This window comes from Pseudomonas sp. C11 (assembly GCF_034683865.1).
Classification (GTDB): domain Bacteria; phylum Pseudomonadota; class Gammaproteobacteria; order Pseudomonadales; family Pseudomonadaceae; genus Aquipseudomonas.
In genome coordinates, this window is record NZ_JAWIIP010000007.1 from 266,365 (window position 1) to 284,266 (window position 17,902).

The following is a 17,902-nucleotide window of genomic DNA, read 5'->3' on the forward strand; positions in this document are numbered from 1 at the left end:
GCATTCCGGTCAGCCCTCTGGCTGACCACTCCTTATCCCTTCTGGGTTACCTGGCGTTCAGGCGCGTGCAGAGCCCGCCCAGGAGGGTGAACGGAGTCGTCGTGGAAGAGGTTGAGCGACAGGATGTCGCGAGAGCCACGGAGGGCCATGGATGGCCCATCGTGGCGGGCCTCTGGAGCGGCGATGGAGTGAACGAACCCTCGCGTAGCGAGGGCCGGATGAACGGGCGGAAGGGTTTGGTTACTTTGCCCGCAAAGTCACTCGCCCGGGAGGGCGAAACCAAAAACATCAGCAAAAACGCGGCAATCCGGAACAGACACCCGAACAACCAGCAAGCCAACACACAAACTTGCCAATCCGGTATCAAGACCAACGCCACGAAAACGCAAAAAACCAGATGCCAAGACCTGGCATCGGGTTTTCAATAAAGCGCTGCTGGTGCTCAAACCATCAAGAACGAGCAATCCTGGCTGGCCATCAGCACTCGATGATATTCACCGCCAGGCCGCCACGAGCGGTTTCCTTGTACTTGGTCAGCATGTCGGCACCGGTCTCGCGCATGGTCTTGATCACCTTGTCCAGGCTCACGTAGTGCGCGCCGTCGCCGTACAGCGCCATGCGTGCGGCGTTGATCGCCTTCACCGAGGCGATGGCGTTGCGTTCGATGCAGGGGATCTGCACCAGGCCGCCGACCGGGTCGCAGGTCAGGCCCAGGTGGTGTTCCATGCCGATCTCGGCGGCGTTCTCGACCTGCTCCGGGGTGCCACCCAGTACCGCGCACAGCGCGCCAGCGGCCATCGAGCAGGCCACGCCGACTTCACCCTGGCAGCCCACTTCAGCGCCGCTGATCGAGGCGTTTTCCTTGTACAGGATGCCGATGGCACCGGCGGTGAGCAGGAAGTCGATGATGCCGCGCTCGTTGGCACCGGAGATGGCGTTGGCGTAGTAGTGCAGCACCGCCGGGACGATACCGGCGGCGCCGTTGGTCGGTGCAGTGACTACGCGACCACCAGCGGCGTTCTCCTCGTTCACCGCCAGCGCCCAGAGGTTCACCCAGTCGAGCATGCGCAGCGGGTCTTCGATGTAACTGCGCTGGAAACCGCCCAGTTTGCGCGCCAGGATGGCGGCGCGGCGGCGTACCTTGAAGCCGCCGGCGAGGATGCCCTCGGTACGGCAGCCACGATCCACGCAGGCTTGCATGACTTTCCAGATGTTCAGCAGACCGGCGTCGGTTTCTTCGTCGGTGCGCCAGTGGCGCTCGTTGCGGCGCATCACTTCGGCGATGCCGATGCCATGCTCGCGGGTCAGCTTGAGCAGGTCGGCGCCGCTGCGGAAGGGCAGCGGCAGGGAGGTGGCGTCCGGGGCGATGATCTTCTGCTTGCTGCCGTCGGCCAGTACCGCCTCGCTGACCACGAAGCCGCCGCCCACCGAGTAGTAGGTGGCTTCATGCAGCTGGATGCCGGCGGCATCGAAGGCAGCGAAGCGCAGACCGTTGGCGTGCAGCGGCAGCGCCTTGCGGAACATCTTCAGGTCGGCTTTTTCGTCGAAGGCCACGGCATGCTTGCCGGCCAGGACGATGCGCTTGTCGCGACGAATGGCCTCGATGTATTCGGGCACCTGATCGACGTTGACGGTATCCGGCTCATGGCCGCTGAGGCCGAGCAGCACCGCCTTGTCGCTGCCATGGCCTTTGCCGGTGGCGCCCAGCGAGCCATACAGCTCGGCAACTACGCGGGTCACCTTGGGCATGTGCTCGTGGTTTTCCAGGGCGTGGGTGAACAGCGCGGCGGCGCGCATCGGGCCGACGGTATGGGAGCTGGACGGGCCGATACCCACTTTGAACAAGTCAAAAACGCTGATAGCCATGGCGGAGTTCTTCTGGTCGATTGATTGAACACGCGCCCGGTTACGCGCGTGTGGATGCCCTATCTAAGAACGGCCCTATCATTATGTATACTGATTTATTTTTAACGTATTCGTTAGCGTCGCTTAACTATTGAGATTGCGTCATGGACATCATCCGCCTGCGAACCCTGCGCGAACTGGCCCGCTGCCGCACCATGGCGGCTGCTGCCGAGTCGCTGCACCTGACACCCTCGGCGGTGTCGCAGCAGGTCGCTCAGCTCGAACGCGAAGTCGACGTGGCGTTGGTCGAGCGACGCGGGCGTGGGGTGGTGCTGACCCCGGCCGGCGAGCGGTTGGTGGCGCATGCCGAGCGCATCCTCACGGTACTCGACGAAGCCCGTTCGGAGCTGGCGCTGTTGCGTGGCGAGATCGCGGGTGAGCTGCGGGTGGCGGCGTTCCCCTCGATCGCCGTGGCGGTGATCGCGGAAACCGTGCGAGCGCTACGCAGCGCCTATCCACGGCTGAACGTGGTGGTACTGGATCTGGAACCGCAGGAAAGCCTTAGTGCCCTGGGCTCCTGGCAGATCGACGTGGCAGTGATCGACGACCTGGCCGTGACTCTGGACGAGAACCGCGAGCACTACGCGCTGCTTCCCCTGACCCAGGACTTGCTGCACGTGCTGCTGCCCATCGACCATGCCCTGGCCAGGCGCGACAGTTTGACCGTCGCCGATCTGCGAGACGAAGCCTGGGCGCTGGATTCCAGCGGCAGCTCGTTCGGCGAGTTCATCACCAATCTGTGTCGCCGTTCCGGCTATGCGCCGCGTATCAACGCCCACTGCGCCGGCTTCGAGATGGTCGCGGCGATGGTCGCTTCAGGCAACTCCATCTCCATCGTTTCCGGCCTGCGCCTGGTGCGTCCGCTACCGGGCGTCATCGCCGTACCGCTGCTGCCGGACATCCAGCGCGGCGTGTTCCTGGCCTACCGCAAGGGCGAGCGGGATCATCCGGCGGTCAACGTCTTTCTCGACGAGGCGGTGTACACGGCAGACAGAGTGCTGGGTTAGCCCCGTACGGCCGGGTAGGAGCGGCTTCAGCCGCGATGCTCTTGGCTTTTTCGGTTTTTACTCAACGGACGCGAGAGGCTCTTGAGCCACTTCCGCCTCCAGCTTCGCCCTGTCAGCCTTGCTGATGTACTTGGGTTTGTTGCTTTTGGGCGCAAGCTTGGCATTGGCCTTCTTGGCGTGGGCTTCGAGCAGTTGCTTGATCTTTTTGCGGCGATTCATGGGTGTGCGTCTGCGCTGTCATAGATTGAAGGTATTGCTGGTAGCCGTAGGATGGGTAGAGCACGGCGAAACCCATTATTTGTGAGTTCCCGGGTTTCGCGCTGCTCTACCCAGGCTACTTGCTCAGCCCACCTCGGTTAGCGCCGCGAAGGGTTTAGATCTTGCTCCCATGCAGTGCCTTCTCAGCGATTTGCTGAACACGCTGCATGCTGATGCCATGAAGTTGTTCAAGAGAGAGGGGATGATCCGAAGGCTCTATCTCAATCAGAGGGCGTTCCCCTAAAGCCTGGGTCTTGACGTGCGTTTTAAGGCTCAGTGTCGAGGGTTGATACGGTAGTGCGCTTTGTAGCCACCCGAAATAGGCTGGTTCTGACTCACGGCCTTCAACGTTCCAAAGCGCTGATGCACGATTGAAGTTTTCTTCGCTGAGCGAAACCCAGGCAAGCCAGGTAAAAGGGTTTGGGGAGTCATGAACGGGTATTGAGATCCGACCCAATATGAAGAAGTGTTCACCATCGATAATGCATTGGTCAGACGAGAGATCAGCGCGCTCTGCGCGTTCAGATTCTGGTAGTGAGAACCAGAGTTCAGGGGCAGGGGCCCCCCATACCACTGGCAATTCATCATGAAATTGCCCGCATGTCGCACAGTTGAAACCGGTCATCCCTTTGGCACCTGATGATTCATGAGGCGACATCGTCGTCGCGTTTCTGGCCGGCATCTCATACACAACTCTTCATTCGTACGCTCGCCTATTTGACCGTGCATGAAGCGCGCATGGCAGCAGCGGAAGAAAAAGGCTTGGGAATCTCAGTTTGGCTGATGGCTCGGCGCTAGCATCGGGAGCAGAAGCTAGTCCATTCGTGTGGAGGTGTCCATGCGGCCTTTTTGCCTTCTTCCATCATGGAAGAGAACAAGGTTTCGAGAATGAGTTCGCTTCTGTAGGGGAGGTCAGCTCCAAACCGCCCCCACAGGCGTATGCGCTGGGTAATGCGTCGCCACCTGCGCCTGCAGCAGTTCACCACAGGCCAGGGCGTCGGTCAGGGCGTGGTGTGCGGAATACAGCGGCAGGCCGTAGCGCAGGCGGCTGTCGGCCAGGCGGATGGAGATGCGCTTGCGGCCGCGCAGGCGATCCCACCAACTGATGCTGCGTTTGGGATGCACTCGGGCTTCCAGTTCCATGGTGTCGATGATCGGGAAGAGCAGGCCTTCACCGAGGTGCTGGCGTAGCGCCTGGTCGAGGAAGTTGCGCTCGATGTTGCGGTAGTGCGCCACCACCACCTTGCCGGCCAGGGCTTCGAGTAGTTCATCCAGTACATGGGCCAGGCGCGGGGCATGGCGGACGTCGGAGTGGGTGATGTGGTGGAAGGTGACCGACTCGGCGCTCAGCTCGCGAGTGGGTTTGACCACCCAGTAACGCGCCTCGGCGCAACGGATGCGTTGCAGATCCATTGGCACCAGGCCGAGGCTGACGATGGCGTGCTGGTGCGGGTCGAGGCCGGTGGTCTCCACGTCCAGCGCCACCAACGGTACGTCGGCCAGTGGTGTATCGGCGGCGATGCAGCCGGCGGCGTAATAGGCCCGCAAACGCTCGTCCTGGCTGCTGGCGGCAAGCTCGGCGAAACGTTGCGACCAATCCTGGTTCTGGTACGCCGTCATTGTGGACGCGGCAGTGGCTGGGCCGGGTAACGGAAGCGCAGGAATTTCTGCGCATTGCTCACCACCTGGAAGGCTTCCTTGAGGTGGTGGCGTTCGCTGGAGCTGAATTTTTCCGGCTCGACGTAATTATCGGGCGGGTTGCCGGCTTCTACTTCGCGCGCCTGGTGGCGGATGCGCACCAGGCTGAGGAACTCGTAGGCGTAGCGCAGATGGTCCAGCGCCTCCTGAGGCAGCAGCTTGGTGGCGGCGATGGCGTCGAGACGCTCCAGCGAGTTCTGCGCCTTGGAGCCGCAGGCCAGGGCGTGCACGCGGATCAGGTCGGTCAGCGGCGCGGTGCCACGACCCTTGAGGTTGATGATGTTCTTCTGCCGGCCATCGGTTTCCATCACGAAGGTACGGAAGAAGCCCAGCGGTGGCGTGCGGTTGAGCGCGTTGCGCGCCAGCGCGGCGAGGAAGGCCGGCGTGGCGCTGGCCTTTTCCGCCAGCATTTCCTTGAGGTTCTCCACCAGCGCGGTCTTGCCGTAGACACCGTCGAGGTCGAAGAAAATGCTGCTGTTGAGCAGGGTTTCCGGGTTGGGCCGTTCGATCCATTCGCTGAAGTACTGCCGCCACACCTTCAGCGGCTGGCGCCATTTCGGGTTGCTGGCCATGATCCCACCCTTGCAATAGGCGTAGCCGCAGGCGGACAGGCCGTTGCTGACGAACTGGGCCATTTCGGCGAAGTAGGGGTCGTGCAGCTCCGGGTTGAAGCTGTCGTCGAGCACCAGGGCGTTGTCCTGGTCGGTGAGCAGCAACTGTTCGTCACGCGCCATCGAGCCGGCGATCATGAAGCAGTAGGGCACCGGCGGCGGCCCGAGTTTTTCCTCGGCGAGAATCAGCAGGCGCCGGGTGAAGGCGCGGCCGATGCTGCTCATGGCGCGGCTGACCATGTGTGCGCTGGCGTCGTCGGCGACCATGCGCACGAAGGTGGCGTGCAGATCCGGCAGCAGGCTCTTGAGGCCTTCCACCGACGTCTTGTTGAAGATGCTGTTGACCAGATAGAGGCTGCTGCGCGACTCGTAGCGAATCACGTCGGCCAGCGAGATCATGCCCACCGGGCGGCGGCGCTGCAGCACGGGCAGGTGGTGGATGTTGTTGCGCAGCATGCACAGCATGGCCTCGAACACCGATTCGTCGGCCTGCACGGTGACCGGTCCGGGGGTCATCACCTGGCTCACCGGCGTGTCGCCGGGCAGCCCCTCGGCCAGCACGCGGGTGCGCAGGTCGCGGTCGGTGAGAATACCGGCCATCACCTGATTCTGCTGATCGGCCACCTGCACCTGCGCGGGGTTGGGCCAGCGCCGGGCGGGATTGACGATGATCACCGAGGACACGCTCTGCTCGCTCATCACCTTGGCCACCTGCTGCACGGGCATGTCCAGCGGCACGCTGACCGGCGAGCGGCTGATCAGTTTGCGCACCTTGATCTTCATCAGCTCGCTGGCCTTGCCGTGGCTGTCTTCCAGGGCCGACTTGAGGCGCGACTGACCTTCGGCCTCGACGAAATCGGCGAAACTGTCGAACTGGTCGCAGAGCTGCTGAAACAGCGGCCCAGGGATGAAGTAGATCAGGCTATCTTCCAGTGCGCGCGCGCCCAGACGCACCTTGTTGCCGCGCAGCAGGCCGGCCTGACCGAAGATATCGCCTTCGGTCAGACGGTTGTGCAGTTCCCCGCCACGCCGATGGGTTTCCACCGCGCCACTGCGCACGTAGTGCAACTCATGAATCGGCGCGCCAGCGGCAAGAATCTCGCTGCCGGCCTTGAAATAGCCCACCTGTACCTGACGGGCGATCTCATCGAGGGTCTGCTCGGGCAGGTTGTCGAAGGGAGCGAAGCGATTCAGGTGGTCGCGAATCTCGATCAGCTCGATCTGCATGGGTCATATGTCATGGGGAAAGGGTTCTCCACCATAACGCCTGATTTTGTCCAGGCAAGGCCGTTTTACGAGATGCCGTTCGACGGAAAGTCGATGTCGTGGATCAGTCGGTATTTATTTGTCATGGCTCATCGGTAGACTACTCGTCCGCTAATGGCTCATTGCCTTTATGTGCATCCGGCCGACGCGTGATCCCGCTTTTTACTTGGACTGACGGTGGCCATTTTCCGCCGACAAGATGCTTTTCGTAGATTTCACAGGGACGTAGTACCGTGCCGACTTATCAGCAGATCACCCCGTATTCCAACGTATCACTTAGCGTCTCCACGACGGTCAATGCGCTTCTCTACGGAACCAAATGGTCAGGTACGGCGCCGCTGTCCTACAGCTTCGCCAATCCTGACGTATCGCTGTACTCGAGTAGCTATGACTTCTACGATCTGCCCGGTATCAGCTCCCGAACTTATGTCTACGCCCTGACAGCCAATCAGCAGGATGCTGTACGCAGTGCGCTGGCTGACTGGAGCTCGGTTGCCAATCTGTCTTTCACCGAGGTGAGCGATACCGCAGGTGGTCAGGTCGGGGATCTGCGCTTCGGCGGCTATGCCCTGACCGACTCGGATACGGCGGCATTCGCCTTTCTGCCCGGCGGCAGTCCGATTGCCGGTGACGTATGGGTCGGCTTTGCCACCAATGAATCCGCGCCGTCGCCAGGTAGCTATGACTACCTGACGTTCGTCCATGAGATCGGTCACGCCTTGGGCCTGAAGCACTCGTTCGAGGCCTCAGAGTCCAGTAATTACGTGTTGCGTGGCCGCTATGACGACGTGCGCTATACGGTCATGAGCTACAACGACAGCTACGACTTCCAGCCCACTGGCCCGATGCTTTTCGATATCGCCGCCATCCAGTACCTGTACGGCAGCAACGATAGCTGGCAGACGGGCGACAACGTCTATCGCTGGGATGCCAATGCACAGATTTTCGAGACCATCTGGGACGCAGGCGGCAATGACACGATCGATGCCAGCAACCAGCTCAAAGGCGTGGAGATCAACCTCAATAGCGGCGAGTTCAGCTCCATTGGCCAGAACATATACAACTATTCCACTGGGGCATCGCGCAATGACTTCCTGACTATCGCCTATGGCGCGGTGATCGAGAACGCCATCGGCAGCGACTACAACGATACGTTGATCGGCAACAGTGCTGACAACGTACTCGATGGCGGTAAAGGCAGGGACACGCTGCGCGGAGGAGCCGGCAACGATACCTACTACATTGATCTTCCAACAGGCTCCGACTTCTACGACAGAGTGACTGAGTATGCCGGTGAGGGTTATGACAAGGTCATCCTGCGTGGCAGTAGTGCTGGCTTTTTCGGCAGCACATTCTCCCTGGACATTGATGTCGAAGCGGTGGATGCCAGCCAGACGAGTAACGTCGCTCTGACCCTGCTCGGCAACAATTCGGACAATCGGATCGTCGGTAATGCCGCGAACAATGTCCTCGATGGCGGTGCTGGTGCAGACACCCTGATCGGCGGAGCTGGCAACGACACCTACGTGGTCGACAACGTGGGCGATGTGGTGGTCGAGCTGGCTGACGAGGGCACCGATCTGGTTCGGGTTGCTATCGCCACGGCTGGCGGCACCTACACCCTGGGTGAGCATGTGGAAAATGCCACGCTGACCAATACGGTTGCCTTCAATCTGACCGGCAACAGCCTCGCCAATATCCTGATCGGCAATGCGGCGAACAATGTGCTCGACGGCGGTGCTGGTGCTGACACCATGAATGGTGGTGCTGGAGATGACACCTACATCGTCGATGACAGCGGTGACGTGATCATCGACAGCGCTGGCGTAGACAGCGTGCGGGCGAGCGCCTCCTACGTCCTTGGCAGTGGGCTGGAGAACCTGGTGTTGACAGGCAATCAGGCTATCTCCGGTACGGGCAACGCATTGGCCAACGTTCTGGACGGCTCGCAGAATAGTGCGGCCAATGAACTGCGTGGCCTGGGTGGCAATGACACCTATATCGTCGGCGCCGGTGATACGGTGATCGAGCAAGCCAACGGTGGCATCGACCTGGTACAGGCCTATGTGAGCTTCACCCTGGGCGACAACCTGGAGAATCTGACCCTGTTGGGTAGTGATGCCCTGAGCGGCACGGGTAATGGCCTGGCTAACGTGATCATCGGCAACGACGGTAATAACGTCCTCGATGGTGCTGCTGGCGTGGATACGTTGCGCGGTGGCAAGGGTGACGATACCTACTTTGTCGATCTGACGACGGACAACCTTCTCGAAGACCAGATCCTCGAAAACGCTGGCGAGGGCATGGATACGCTGATGCTGCGCGGTGGCAACACAGATCTGGCCAGCCCGGCGATGATCACGCTCATGGCCAATATGGAAGCGCTCGATGCCAGTGCCACCGGCCAGTTGCGCATCAACCTGAGCGGCAATGCGCTGAACAATCGCCTGGTTGGCAATGCGGCAGACAATCTGCTCGATGGTGGTGTCGGTGCCGACACCATGATCGGTGGTAACGGCAACGACACCTACATGGTCGACAACGTCGGCGATGTGGTCACCGAGCAGGCCGATCAAGGCATCGACCTGGTGCAGGTTGCCATCGCCACGGCGGGTGGTACCTACACCTTGGGCGAGCATGTCGAGAACGCCACGCTGACCAATACGGTTGCCTTCAACCTGACCGGTAACAGCCTCGCCAATACCCTGATCGGCAATGCGGCGAACAACGTGCTCGACGGTGGCGCCGGCGCCGACATCATGAATGGCGGTGCTGGTAACGACACCTATATCGTCGACGACAGCGACGACGTGATCATCGACAGCGCCGGCGTGGACAGCGTACTGGCCAGTGCCTCCTATACCCTGAGCGACAACCTGGAGAACCTGACGCTGCAGGGCACTGCCCATATCGACGGCACGGGTAACGGCCTGGTCAACACCATCACTGGCAACGACGGCAACAACACCCTCGATGGCGGCGCCGGCGTGGACACGCTGCGCGGTGGCAAGGGCGACGACACCTATATCGTCGACCTGACCACGAAGAACGCCCTCGAAGACAAGCTCTTCGAAAACCTCAACGAAGGCAGCGATACCGTCCAGTTGCGCGGTGGCAATGCGGCCCTGTCCACGGTGGCCACCATTGCCCTGGCCAACAACTTCGAAAATCTCGACGCCAGCGATACCGGAAGCACGCGCCTGAACCTGACCGGCAACGCGCTGGACAACGTCATTACCGGCAACGCGGCGAACAATGTGCTCAACGGCGGCGCCGGTGCCGATATCCTGATTGGCGGTGACGGCAACGACACCTACGTGGTCGACAATTTCGGTGATGTGGTCACCGAACAGGCCGATCAAGGCATCGATCTGGTGCAGGTTGCCATTGCTACGGCGGGTGGCACTTACACGCTGGGCGAGCATGTCGAGAACGCCACGCTGACCAACAAGGTCGCCTTCAACCTGACCGGCAACGATCTGAACAACACCCTGATTGGCAACGCGGCGAACAACGTGCTCGATGGCGGCCTGGGGGCCGACACGATGAACGGTGGCGCGGGCAACGACACCTACATCGTCGATGACAGCGGCGACGTGATCATCGACAGCGCCGGTATCGACACCGTGCGGGCAAGCATTGCTTACACCCTCGGCAACGGCCTGGAAAATCTCGTGCTGACCGGCGATCAGGCCATCGCCGGAACCGGCAACACTCTGGCCAACGTCCTGGACGGCTCGCAGAACAGCGCTGCCAATATCCTCTCGGGCCTGGCTGGCAACGATACCTATATCGTTGGTGCGGGCGACAGCGTGATCGAGAACGATGCCAAGGGTGGGATTGATCTGGTCAAGTCCTATGTCGACTTCGAACTGGGGCTTAATCTGGAGAACCTGACCCTGCTGGGCAGTGATGATCTTTCCGGCACGGGCAACGGCCTGGCCAACGTCATCACCGGCAACGATGGCAACAACACCCTCGATGGCGGCGCCGGCGTGGACACGCTGCGCGGTGGCAAGGGTGACGACACCTACGTCGTCGACCTGACCATGAAGAACGCCCTCGAAGACAAGCTCTTCGAAAACCTCAATGAGGGCAGCGATACCGTCCAGTTGCGCGGTGGCAATGCGGCGCTGACCACGGTCGCGACCATCGCCCTGGCCAACAACGTCGAAAACCTCGACGCCAGCGATACCAGCACCACCCGCCTGAACCTCACCGGCAACGCGCTGGACAACGTCCTGACCGGCAACGCGGCGAACAATGTGCTCAACGGCGGCGCCGGTGCCGACACCCTGATCGGCGGTGACGGCAACGACACCTACGTGGTCGACAACCTCGGTGACGTGGTCACCGAGCAGGCCGATCAAGGCATCGATCTGGTGCAGGTTGCCATCGCCACGGCGGGTGGCACTTACACGCTGGGTGAGCATGTCGAGAACGCCACGCTGACCAGCAAGGTCGCCTTCAACCTGACCGGTAACGACCTCGCCAACACCTTGATTGGCAACGCGGCGAACAACGTGCTCGATGGCGGCCTTGGCGCCGACACGATGAACGGTGGCGCGGGTAATGACACCTACATCGTGGATGATGTGGGCGATGTGATCATCGACAGCGCCGGACTCGACACCGTACGGGCAAGCATCGCCTACACCCTCGGCAACGGCCTGGAAAACCTGGAGCTGACCGGCAACCAGGCTATCAGCGGCACAGGCAACGGTCTGGCCAACGTCCTGGACGGCTCGCAGAATGCCGCAGCCAACGAACTGCGTGGCCTCGGTGGCAACGACACCTATATCGTCGGCGCTGGCGATACGGTGATCGAGCAAGCCAATGGCGGCATCGACCTGGTGAAGGCCTACGTGAGCTATGTCCTGGGCGATAACCTGGAGAACCTGAGCCTGCTGGGCAGCGCCAACCTCGATGCCACCGGCAATGCCCTGGCCAACACGCTGACCGGCAACGACGGCAACAACACCCTCGATGGTGGCGCTGGCGTGGATACGCTGCGCGGAGGCAAGGGCGATGACACCTATTGGGTTGATCTCACGGCGAGCAATGCTCTGCAGGATCGCATCGTCGAAAACGCCAACGAAGGTATCGACACGCTCATCCTGCGCGGTGGTGTGCAATTGCCAAAGGCCTCGACCATTACCCTGGCGACCCACCTTGAAAATCTCGATGCCAGTGAGACGGGCAATATTGCTCTAAACCTCACCGGCAATGCCGGCAACAACCTGTTGACCGGTAACCAGGGCAACAACACCCTGAGCGGCGGCGATGGCAGCGATATCCTGGTCGGGATGGGCGGCTTCGATACCCTGACCGGTGGCCGGGGCGCTGACACCTTCCGCTTCGATCTGAGCTGGCTCGGCCTGAACGACGGCGCGGATGCGCTGATCACCGATTTCCGCCGTCTGGATGGTGACAAGATCCAGTTGCAGGGCGATGGGGCGCAGGATTTCAGTTTCGTTGGCCAGTCATTCGATGCGGAGTCTGCCAGTAGTCATCAACTGCGCTTCGAGGCCGGCACGCTCTATGGTTCCGTCGATGCGGGGGCGAGCAATGCCTTCGAAATCCGCCTGCTGGGGGTGAACGAACTGCGCCAGGACGACTTCCTCTTCGGTTGATCGGCTCCTGGGCGGGCGTAAATCGCCGTGGTGGTCAATCAGGGAGAGGCTATGCAGGTTTCAGGATTTTGGTGGCTGGTGGGCGCGCTGCTGGTGCTCGGCGGCGCGACGGTCTTCTACTACAACCGCCTGGTGTTCAATCGTCATCGTGTGGCCGAAGCCGCCAGCGGCATCGATGTGCAGCTCAAGCGCCGCTCCAGCCTGATTCCGGCGCTGGTGGAGTGCGTGCGCCAGTACATGAATTACGAGCAGAGCACGCTCGAGGCGCTGGTGCAGGAGCGTTCGCGCGCTGTGCAACTGGCCGACTCGCCGCTGGGCGAGCGCGCGCCGGTCGAAGCGCAACTGAGTAGCCAGTTGCGCCAGCTGTTCGCCTTGGTCGAGGCCTATCCCGAACTCAAGGCCGACGAGCAGTTTCGCGAGTTGCAGAGCAACATCAGCGAGGTCGAGAACCATATCCAGATGGCACGGCGTTATTACAACGGGGCGGTGCGCGAGCTCAATGTGCTGGTGGAGTCGGTGCCGAGCAACCTGGTGGCCCGGCTGTTCGCCTTCACTCAGGCCGACTACTTCACGCTGGACGATCCGCGTGAGAGCCAATCGCCGAAGATGGAGTTTTGAGCATGCAAGGATGGTTGCGCAGCCTGTTGCTGATTGCCTGCCTGTTGCCCGCACTGGTGTCGGCGCAGGAGGCCATCGAGGATTTCTCCGTGAGCCTGCAGGTCGAGGCCGACGGTAATTTACTGGTGACCGAGCGCATCACCGTGCGCGCCGAGGGTCGGGACATTCGACGCGGCATCTACCGCGATTTGCCGGTTGGCTATGCATTGCCGATGGGGCTGGAGCAAAGCAGCCCGATCAGCCTGCTGGGCGTGACCCGCGATGGCCGGCCCGAGTCGGTTCGTCGTGAGCGTAACGGCGCCTGGATACGTTTCTATCTCGGTTCTCCGGACGTACTGCTGGAGCCAGGGCGTCATCGCTACGAGCTGCGCTATCGGGTCGAGCGTGCCTTGCTGCATCACGCCGAGACGGACGAGCTGTACTGGAACGTCACCGGCAACGGCTGGGTGTTCCCCATCCGCCAGGCTTCGGTCGAAGTACGCCTGCCGTCAGGTGCGCGGATCGGTCAATGGGCCGCTTACACCGGCGCCCAAGGCGACCAGGGCAAGGATTTCCAGACACTCGAACAGCGCGATGATGTGCTCCGTCTAGCTACGACCGCTGTGCTGCCGGCCTATCACGGCCTGACCGTGGCGGTGGACTGGCAGGCTGGACTGGTGCCACGGCCTGGCATGCTGCAGAACGCCAGCCGCGCGCTGCTGGACAATCTCGGCGTGGGCATTGGTGCCGTGTTGCTGATCGGCCTGCTGCTGTTCTACCTGCGCGCCTGGAACCGTGTCGGCCGCGACCCGGAGAAGGGCGTGATCATCCCGCTGTTCGAGGCGCCGCAGGGCATGAGCGCGGTGCAGGCCGGCTACCTCTGGCATCGCGGGTTGCGCGGGGCTTTCGGCGAGGCACAGGCCTTCAGCGTATGGCTCACCGACATGGCCATCCGCAAGCACCTGCACATCGAGGACAAAGCGCACGGCGGTGGCTTCAGCTTGGCCCGCGACCAGGGCGCCGGTAGCGAGATGAGCGAGCTTGACCGCGACCTGCGCAAGCGTCTGTTCCCGGCCAACAAGGACGGTGTCGCACTGACCATTGGCACCCAGTACGAGCCGCGTCTGGCGGACGCGGTGGCTGGGCTGAGCAGTCAATTGGGCGAGCAGGGCAAGGCCTGGTTCGCCAATAATCGTGGCATCTGGGCCTGGGGGCTGGTGTGGGCCGCACTGGCCTGTGTCGCCATCGTGCTCCTGAGCGGGCAGGGTGGCGATGATTGGGCCGCCGGGCTGGCCGGGCTGGTGTTCAGCCTGGGCTTTGGCGTGCCGACTTTGATCGTGTTCAACATGGCGCGCCACCAACCCAGCTTCGGCAAGCAGATGGGGTTGTACCTGGTGGTGTTTATGTTCGGCTGGCCGGTACCGGTGGGGCTGATGATGATGGCGGCGTTGTCGGTTCCGGCGCTGTTGCTCGTCGTCGCTTATGTGGTGCTGGTGGTGGTGTTTTTTTACCTGTTGCCGGCGCCGACCCAGGAGGGGCGGCGCCTGCTCGATGCGCTGGAAGGCTATCGCAATTACCTGCAGTTGGCCGAGCGCGATGCCCTGGCGCTGGCCGGTGACGCCCCGGCGATGAGCATTGCCCTGTACGAGCGCCACTTGCCCTTCGCCATGGCCCTGGGCGTGGAGGACAAGTGGAGCGCGCGCTTCAGCGAAGCCCTGGCCAACGGCCTGATCGACCCGGCGCAGCGCGACTATCAACCGAGCTGGTATCACAGTCGCAGCAGCTACAGCTCGCCGCAGGCGCTGAGCGGTGCGCTGGCTGCTGGTCTTGCCAGCGCCACGGCTTTGGCCTCTTCGCCGCCATCGAGCAGTTCTTCGGACGGTGGCGGCTCGTCCGGTGGTGGTTCCTCGGGCGGAGGCGGTGGTGGCGGCGGAGGTGGGGGTTGGTAACGATCCCCTGACGAATGTCGTGGATGTGCGGCGTTCGCTTTTTCTGTCGCGCCGACCGGAGTAGGGTGCCGCCTCGATTCGCCCGGCCGGCGATTGTGAGTGCCAAGGAGAGGGTCATGTCAGGAAGACTGCGAATTCTGCTGTTGCTGTGCTGTTTCTGCGTCTGCGGTGCGCAGGCCGAAGAGGCCATTCAGAGCTATGACGTGCGTCTGCAGGTCGAGCCCAGTGGCGAGGTGCTGGTGACCGAGCGCATCGCCGTCATCGCCGAAGGGCAGCAGATATCGCGCGGTATCTATCGCGACATCCCCACGCGCTACAGCCTGGGCAAGGGGCTGCTGCGCAGCACGCCGTTGACGCTGATCTCGGCCACGCGTGACGGGCAGCCGGAAAGCGTCACCCAGCAGGCGCTGGAGCACGGCGTGCGTCTGCGGCTGGGGCGTGCCGATGTTCGGCTGCAGCCCGGCCCCTATGTCTACGAACTGACCTACCGCATGGATGCGCAACTGCAGTTTCACGCCCGTGTCGATGAGCTCTACTGGAACGTCACCGGCAACGACTGGCGGCTGCCGATTCGCCAGGCCAGCGTCGAGGTGTTGCTGCCGGAGGGCGCGCAGATCGAGGCCGCTCATGCCTATACCGGCTACCGCGGTTCGCGAGAAGGGGCTTATAAGGTGGTCGAGCAGAAGGGCCATCGCCTGCGTCTGGTGACCACGCGCGAGCTGAAGGTGGGTGAAGGCTTCACCGTCGCTACCGCCTGGCCGGCCGGGTTGGTGAGCCGGCCGAGCTGGTGGCAGAACCTGCTGCGACTGGTCATCGACAACCTGCGCGACATCCTCTCGCTACTGGTGTGCGTCGGCCTGGTCGGGTTCTATCTCTATCTGTGGTGGACGATCGGCAGAGGCCCACGCAAAGGGCTGGTGATTCCATTGTTTGAGTTGCCCAGAGGTATCAGCCCGGCCATGGCCGGCTACGTCTGGCATCGCGGCCCGGCAGGCGATCCGCGTGGGGTGCGGGCGCTGAGCATCATGCTCACCGACCTGGCGATTCGCGGCTGGCTGCGTTTGCAGCGCAACGCCGAAGGCCTGCTGCTGACCCGAGCAGAGGCGCCAGGGGACGCCATTCGTGAAGACGAGCGGCGGGTGCTCAACGCGCTCATTGCCAGCGAGGATGGCTCGCTGACCCTGAGCAACCGCTATGAACCGCGCCTGACCACGGCGCTGGATGGTTTGCTGCGGAGTTTCGAGGTCATCGAGCAGAACAACTTCAACCGCCACACCGGTGAATGGCTGATCGGCGTGTGCTTCGCCTTCGTCGCCAGCTTCATCTCGCTGGTGACCACGCCTGCGGATTCCGCTGCGACGAGCAATGCATTCTGGTTGATGGTGGTGGGCGTCGCGTTGGGCACGTGGGGAGTGTCGTTGGCCGGATCGGGCGTATTGCTCGTGCTCCTCATGCTGGTTCTGGCGATCTGTGCCGCGAGTCAGGTGGGCGGCCCGGCCGTGCTGCTGTGCCTGATTCTCTTCTTCATCGTGATGGTAGCGCGCACACTCCTGCGCGCGCCCAGCATCGCCGGGCGGCGTCTGCTCGACGAGTTGGAGGGCTATCGCGAGTACCTCAGCCTGGCCGAAAAGGACGTGCTGGATAAAGCCGGCCAGGCACCGGTCATGAGCATCGCGCACTACGAGCGACACCTGCCCTACGCGATGGCGCTGGGCGTCGAACGGCAGTGGACCGAGCGTTTCACCTACGAACTGCGCAAGGGCACCCTGGCCCCGGTGGAGGTGGACTATCAGCCGCAGGCCTTCACGCAGATGATGGCTTCAGGCGCGGCGCACAGCCTGGCCTGGAATCTGGATCGGATGCTGATGAGCTCGTCGACGCCGCCGCAGGCGCCGCGCTCTTCCGATGACTTTTCCCCTTCTGGTGGCGGTGGTTCCGGCTCCAGTTCGTCCGCATCCCATGGCGGCGGCTCGTCGGGCGGTGGCGCGGGTGGTGGCGGTGGTGGGGGCTGGTAGGCCTTCAGCTCCAGTTCCAGCGGCTCTCTGCCACCGCATCGTGGGCGTGCAGGCTTTCCGCGTGGACGACCTTGAGGCGGAAGGCGTTGACTTGCGGCAATTCGCGCAGGGCGCGGTGCAGGCGCCGTGCGGCGTCTTCGCAGAACATCAGGTTCTGCCCGTTGGCCAGGGCGAAGGCCTGTTCGTCGGCGCGCTTAACTGCCGTCTGCACCGGCGTGCCGAGGGCCTGTTCGGCGCTGTCGATCAGGGCCAGCAGCGGCAGGTGGAGGCAATCTTGGGTCAGTCTCACTTCTAGCGTCGCGGTGCTGCGCTGGCTGTGCGGGGTGGCGACGATGCCCTGGGTCGAGCCGAGCCAGTCGAGCACTTCGATGTAATCGGCCTGGCGTTCAGGGAAGTCATCGATGAAGCGCTGCTGGATCAACTGCCGTGCCAGCGCCGCCGAGCAGGGGCAGGTGGACGAGTAGGTGACCTCGACCTGCAGCTCGATGCTCACGCCGCGTCCGTCCTGGCGCGCACGAAGCTCGAAGGGGTAGGTTTTCCAGCCACTGAGCGGGCTGACCAGCGCCGGGCGTTCGAGCGGCACCTCGCCGTGCAGCGTGAGGGAGGCGCTGTCGGACAGCGCCTGGTGGCTGCCCAGGCACTCATCCAGCACCTGCAGCACGGCCGGTACGTTCAATTGCTGATGCACCAGCCGCTGCGCTGCCAGGTACAGGCGCGACATGTGAATGCCGCGTGCGCCGGCGTCGTCGAGGCTGACGCCAATGTCCAGGCGAGCGGTCACGGCCGCGTCACCCAAACGGATGGGCAGGGTGATACCCGCCATGCCGACCCAGTCCAGCGGCAGGTCGTGATGAGTGGGCTGAGCAGCGATATCGGGCAGGGGAAGATCGTTCATCGCAAATCCGTGGGTTGGTTGCAGAGCTTAATGTTATGTTATAACAATTAAAACAAGCCAGCCGATTT

11 protein-coding genes are annotated in these 17,902 nt (G+C 62.5%); 5 read left to right on the plus strand and 6 right to left on the minus strand.

Annotation, left to right across the window (positions count from 1 at the left end; genetic code table 11):
• Window positions 1–477: 477 nt before the first annotated feature.
• Window positions 478–1,866: an L-serine ammonia-lyase gene (locus VC352_RS13655; RefSeq protein WP_322980093.1), complete on the minus strand. Its 1,389-nt coding sequence runs from the start codon at window positions 1,864–1,866 to the stop codon at window positions 478–480.
• Window positions 1,867–2,009: 143 nt separating this feature from the next.
• On the opposite strand from VC352_RS13655, the gene VC352_RS13660 reads away from it, so the two are divergent.
• Entirely contained in the window at window positions 2,010–2,912 is a 903-nt protein-coding gene (locus VC352_RS13660) for a LysR family transcriptional regulator (RefSeq protein WP_322980094.1), read from the plus strand.
• Between the two features lie 57 nt (window positions 2,913–2,969).
• On the opposite strand, the gene VC352_RS13665 is transcribed toward VC352_RS13660, so the two are convergent.
• From VC352_RS13665 to VC352_RS13680, 4 genes are all read right to left on the minus strand, one after another.
• Window positions 2,970–3,131 (minus strand): DUF2986 domain-containing protein, encoded by a 162-nt coding sequence (locus VC352_RS13665; RefSeq protein ID WP_322980095.1) that lies wholly within the window; start codon window positions 3,129–3,131, stop codon window positions 2,970–2,972.
• A 154-nt stretch (window positions 3,132–3,285) separates the two neighbouring features.
• Complete coding sequence (locus VC352_RS13670) at window positions 3,286–3,795, minus strand: DUF2199 domain-containing protein (protein ID WP_322980096.1); 510 nt, start codon at window positions 3,793–3,795, stop codon at window positions 3,286–3,288.
• Between the two features lie 287 nt (window positions 3,796–4,082).
• The gene (locus VC352_RS13675) at window positions 4,083–4,790 is read right to left on the minus strand and encodes a 3'-5' exonuclease (protein ID WP_322980097.1); all 708 of its coding nucleotides are present in this window, start codon (window positions 4,788–4,790) and stop codon (window positions 4,083–4,085) included.
• Window positions 4,787–6,706, minus strand: coding sequence for a DUF294 nucleotidyltransferase-like domain-containing protein (locus VC352_RS13680; RefSeq protein ID WP_322980098.1), 1,920 nt, complete (start codon window positions 6,704–6,706; stop codon window positions 4,787–4,789). The genes VC352_RS13675 and VC352_RS13680 overlap by 4 nt, the downstream gene beginning before the upstream one ends.
• A 272-nt stretch (window positions 6,707–6,978) precedes the next feature.
• On the opposite strand from VC352_RS13680, the gene VC352_RS13685 reads away from it, so the two are divergent.
• The 4 genes from VC352_RS13685 (at window position 6,979) to VC352_RS13700 (ending at window position 16,939) form a co-directional block, all read left to right on the plus strand.
• Complete coding sequence (locus VC352_RS13685) at window positions 6,979–12,378, plus strand: M10 family metallopeptidase (protein WP_322980099.1); 5,400 nt, start codon at window positions 6,979–6,981, stop codon at window positions 12,376–12,378.
• Window positions 12,379–12,429: 51 nt separating this feature from the next.
• Complete coding sequence (locus tag VC352_RS13690) at window positions 12,430–12,996, plus strand: LemA family protein (protein ID WP_322980100.1); 567 nt, start codon at window positions 12,430–12,432, stop codon at window positions 12,994–12,996.
• Window positions 12,997–12,998: 2 nt separating this feature from the next.
• Window positions 12,999–14,924: a DUF2207 domain-containing protein gene (locus tag VC352_RS13695; RefSeq protein WP_322980101.1), complete on the plus strand. Its 1,926-nt coding sequence runs from the start codon at window positions 12,999–13,001 to the stop codon at window positions 14,922–14,924.
• Window positions 14,925–15,040: 116 nt separating this feature from the next.
• Window positions 15,041–16,939, plus strand: coding sequence for a DUF2207 domain-containing protein (locus tag VC352_RS13700; RefSeq protein WP_322980102.1), 1,899 nt, complete (start codon window positions 15,041–15,043; stop codon window positions 16,937–16,939).
• A 4-nt stretch (window positions 16,940–16,943) separates the two neighbouring features.
• Here the strand turns inward: VC352_RS13700 and folE2 are convergent, their stop codons facing one another.
• A complete protein-coding gene (gene folE2 / locus VC352_RS13705) occupies window positions 16,944–17,834 on the minus strand; it encodes a GTP cyclohydrolase FolE2 (RefSeq protein ID WP_322980103.1) in 891 nt (296 codons plus the stop codon).
• Window positions 17,835–17,902 lie beyond the last annotated feature (68 nt).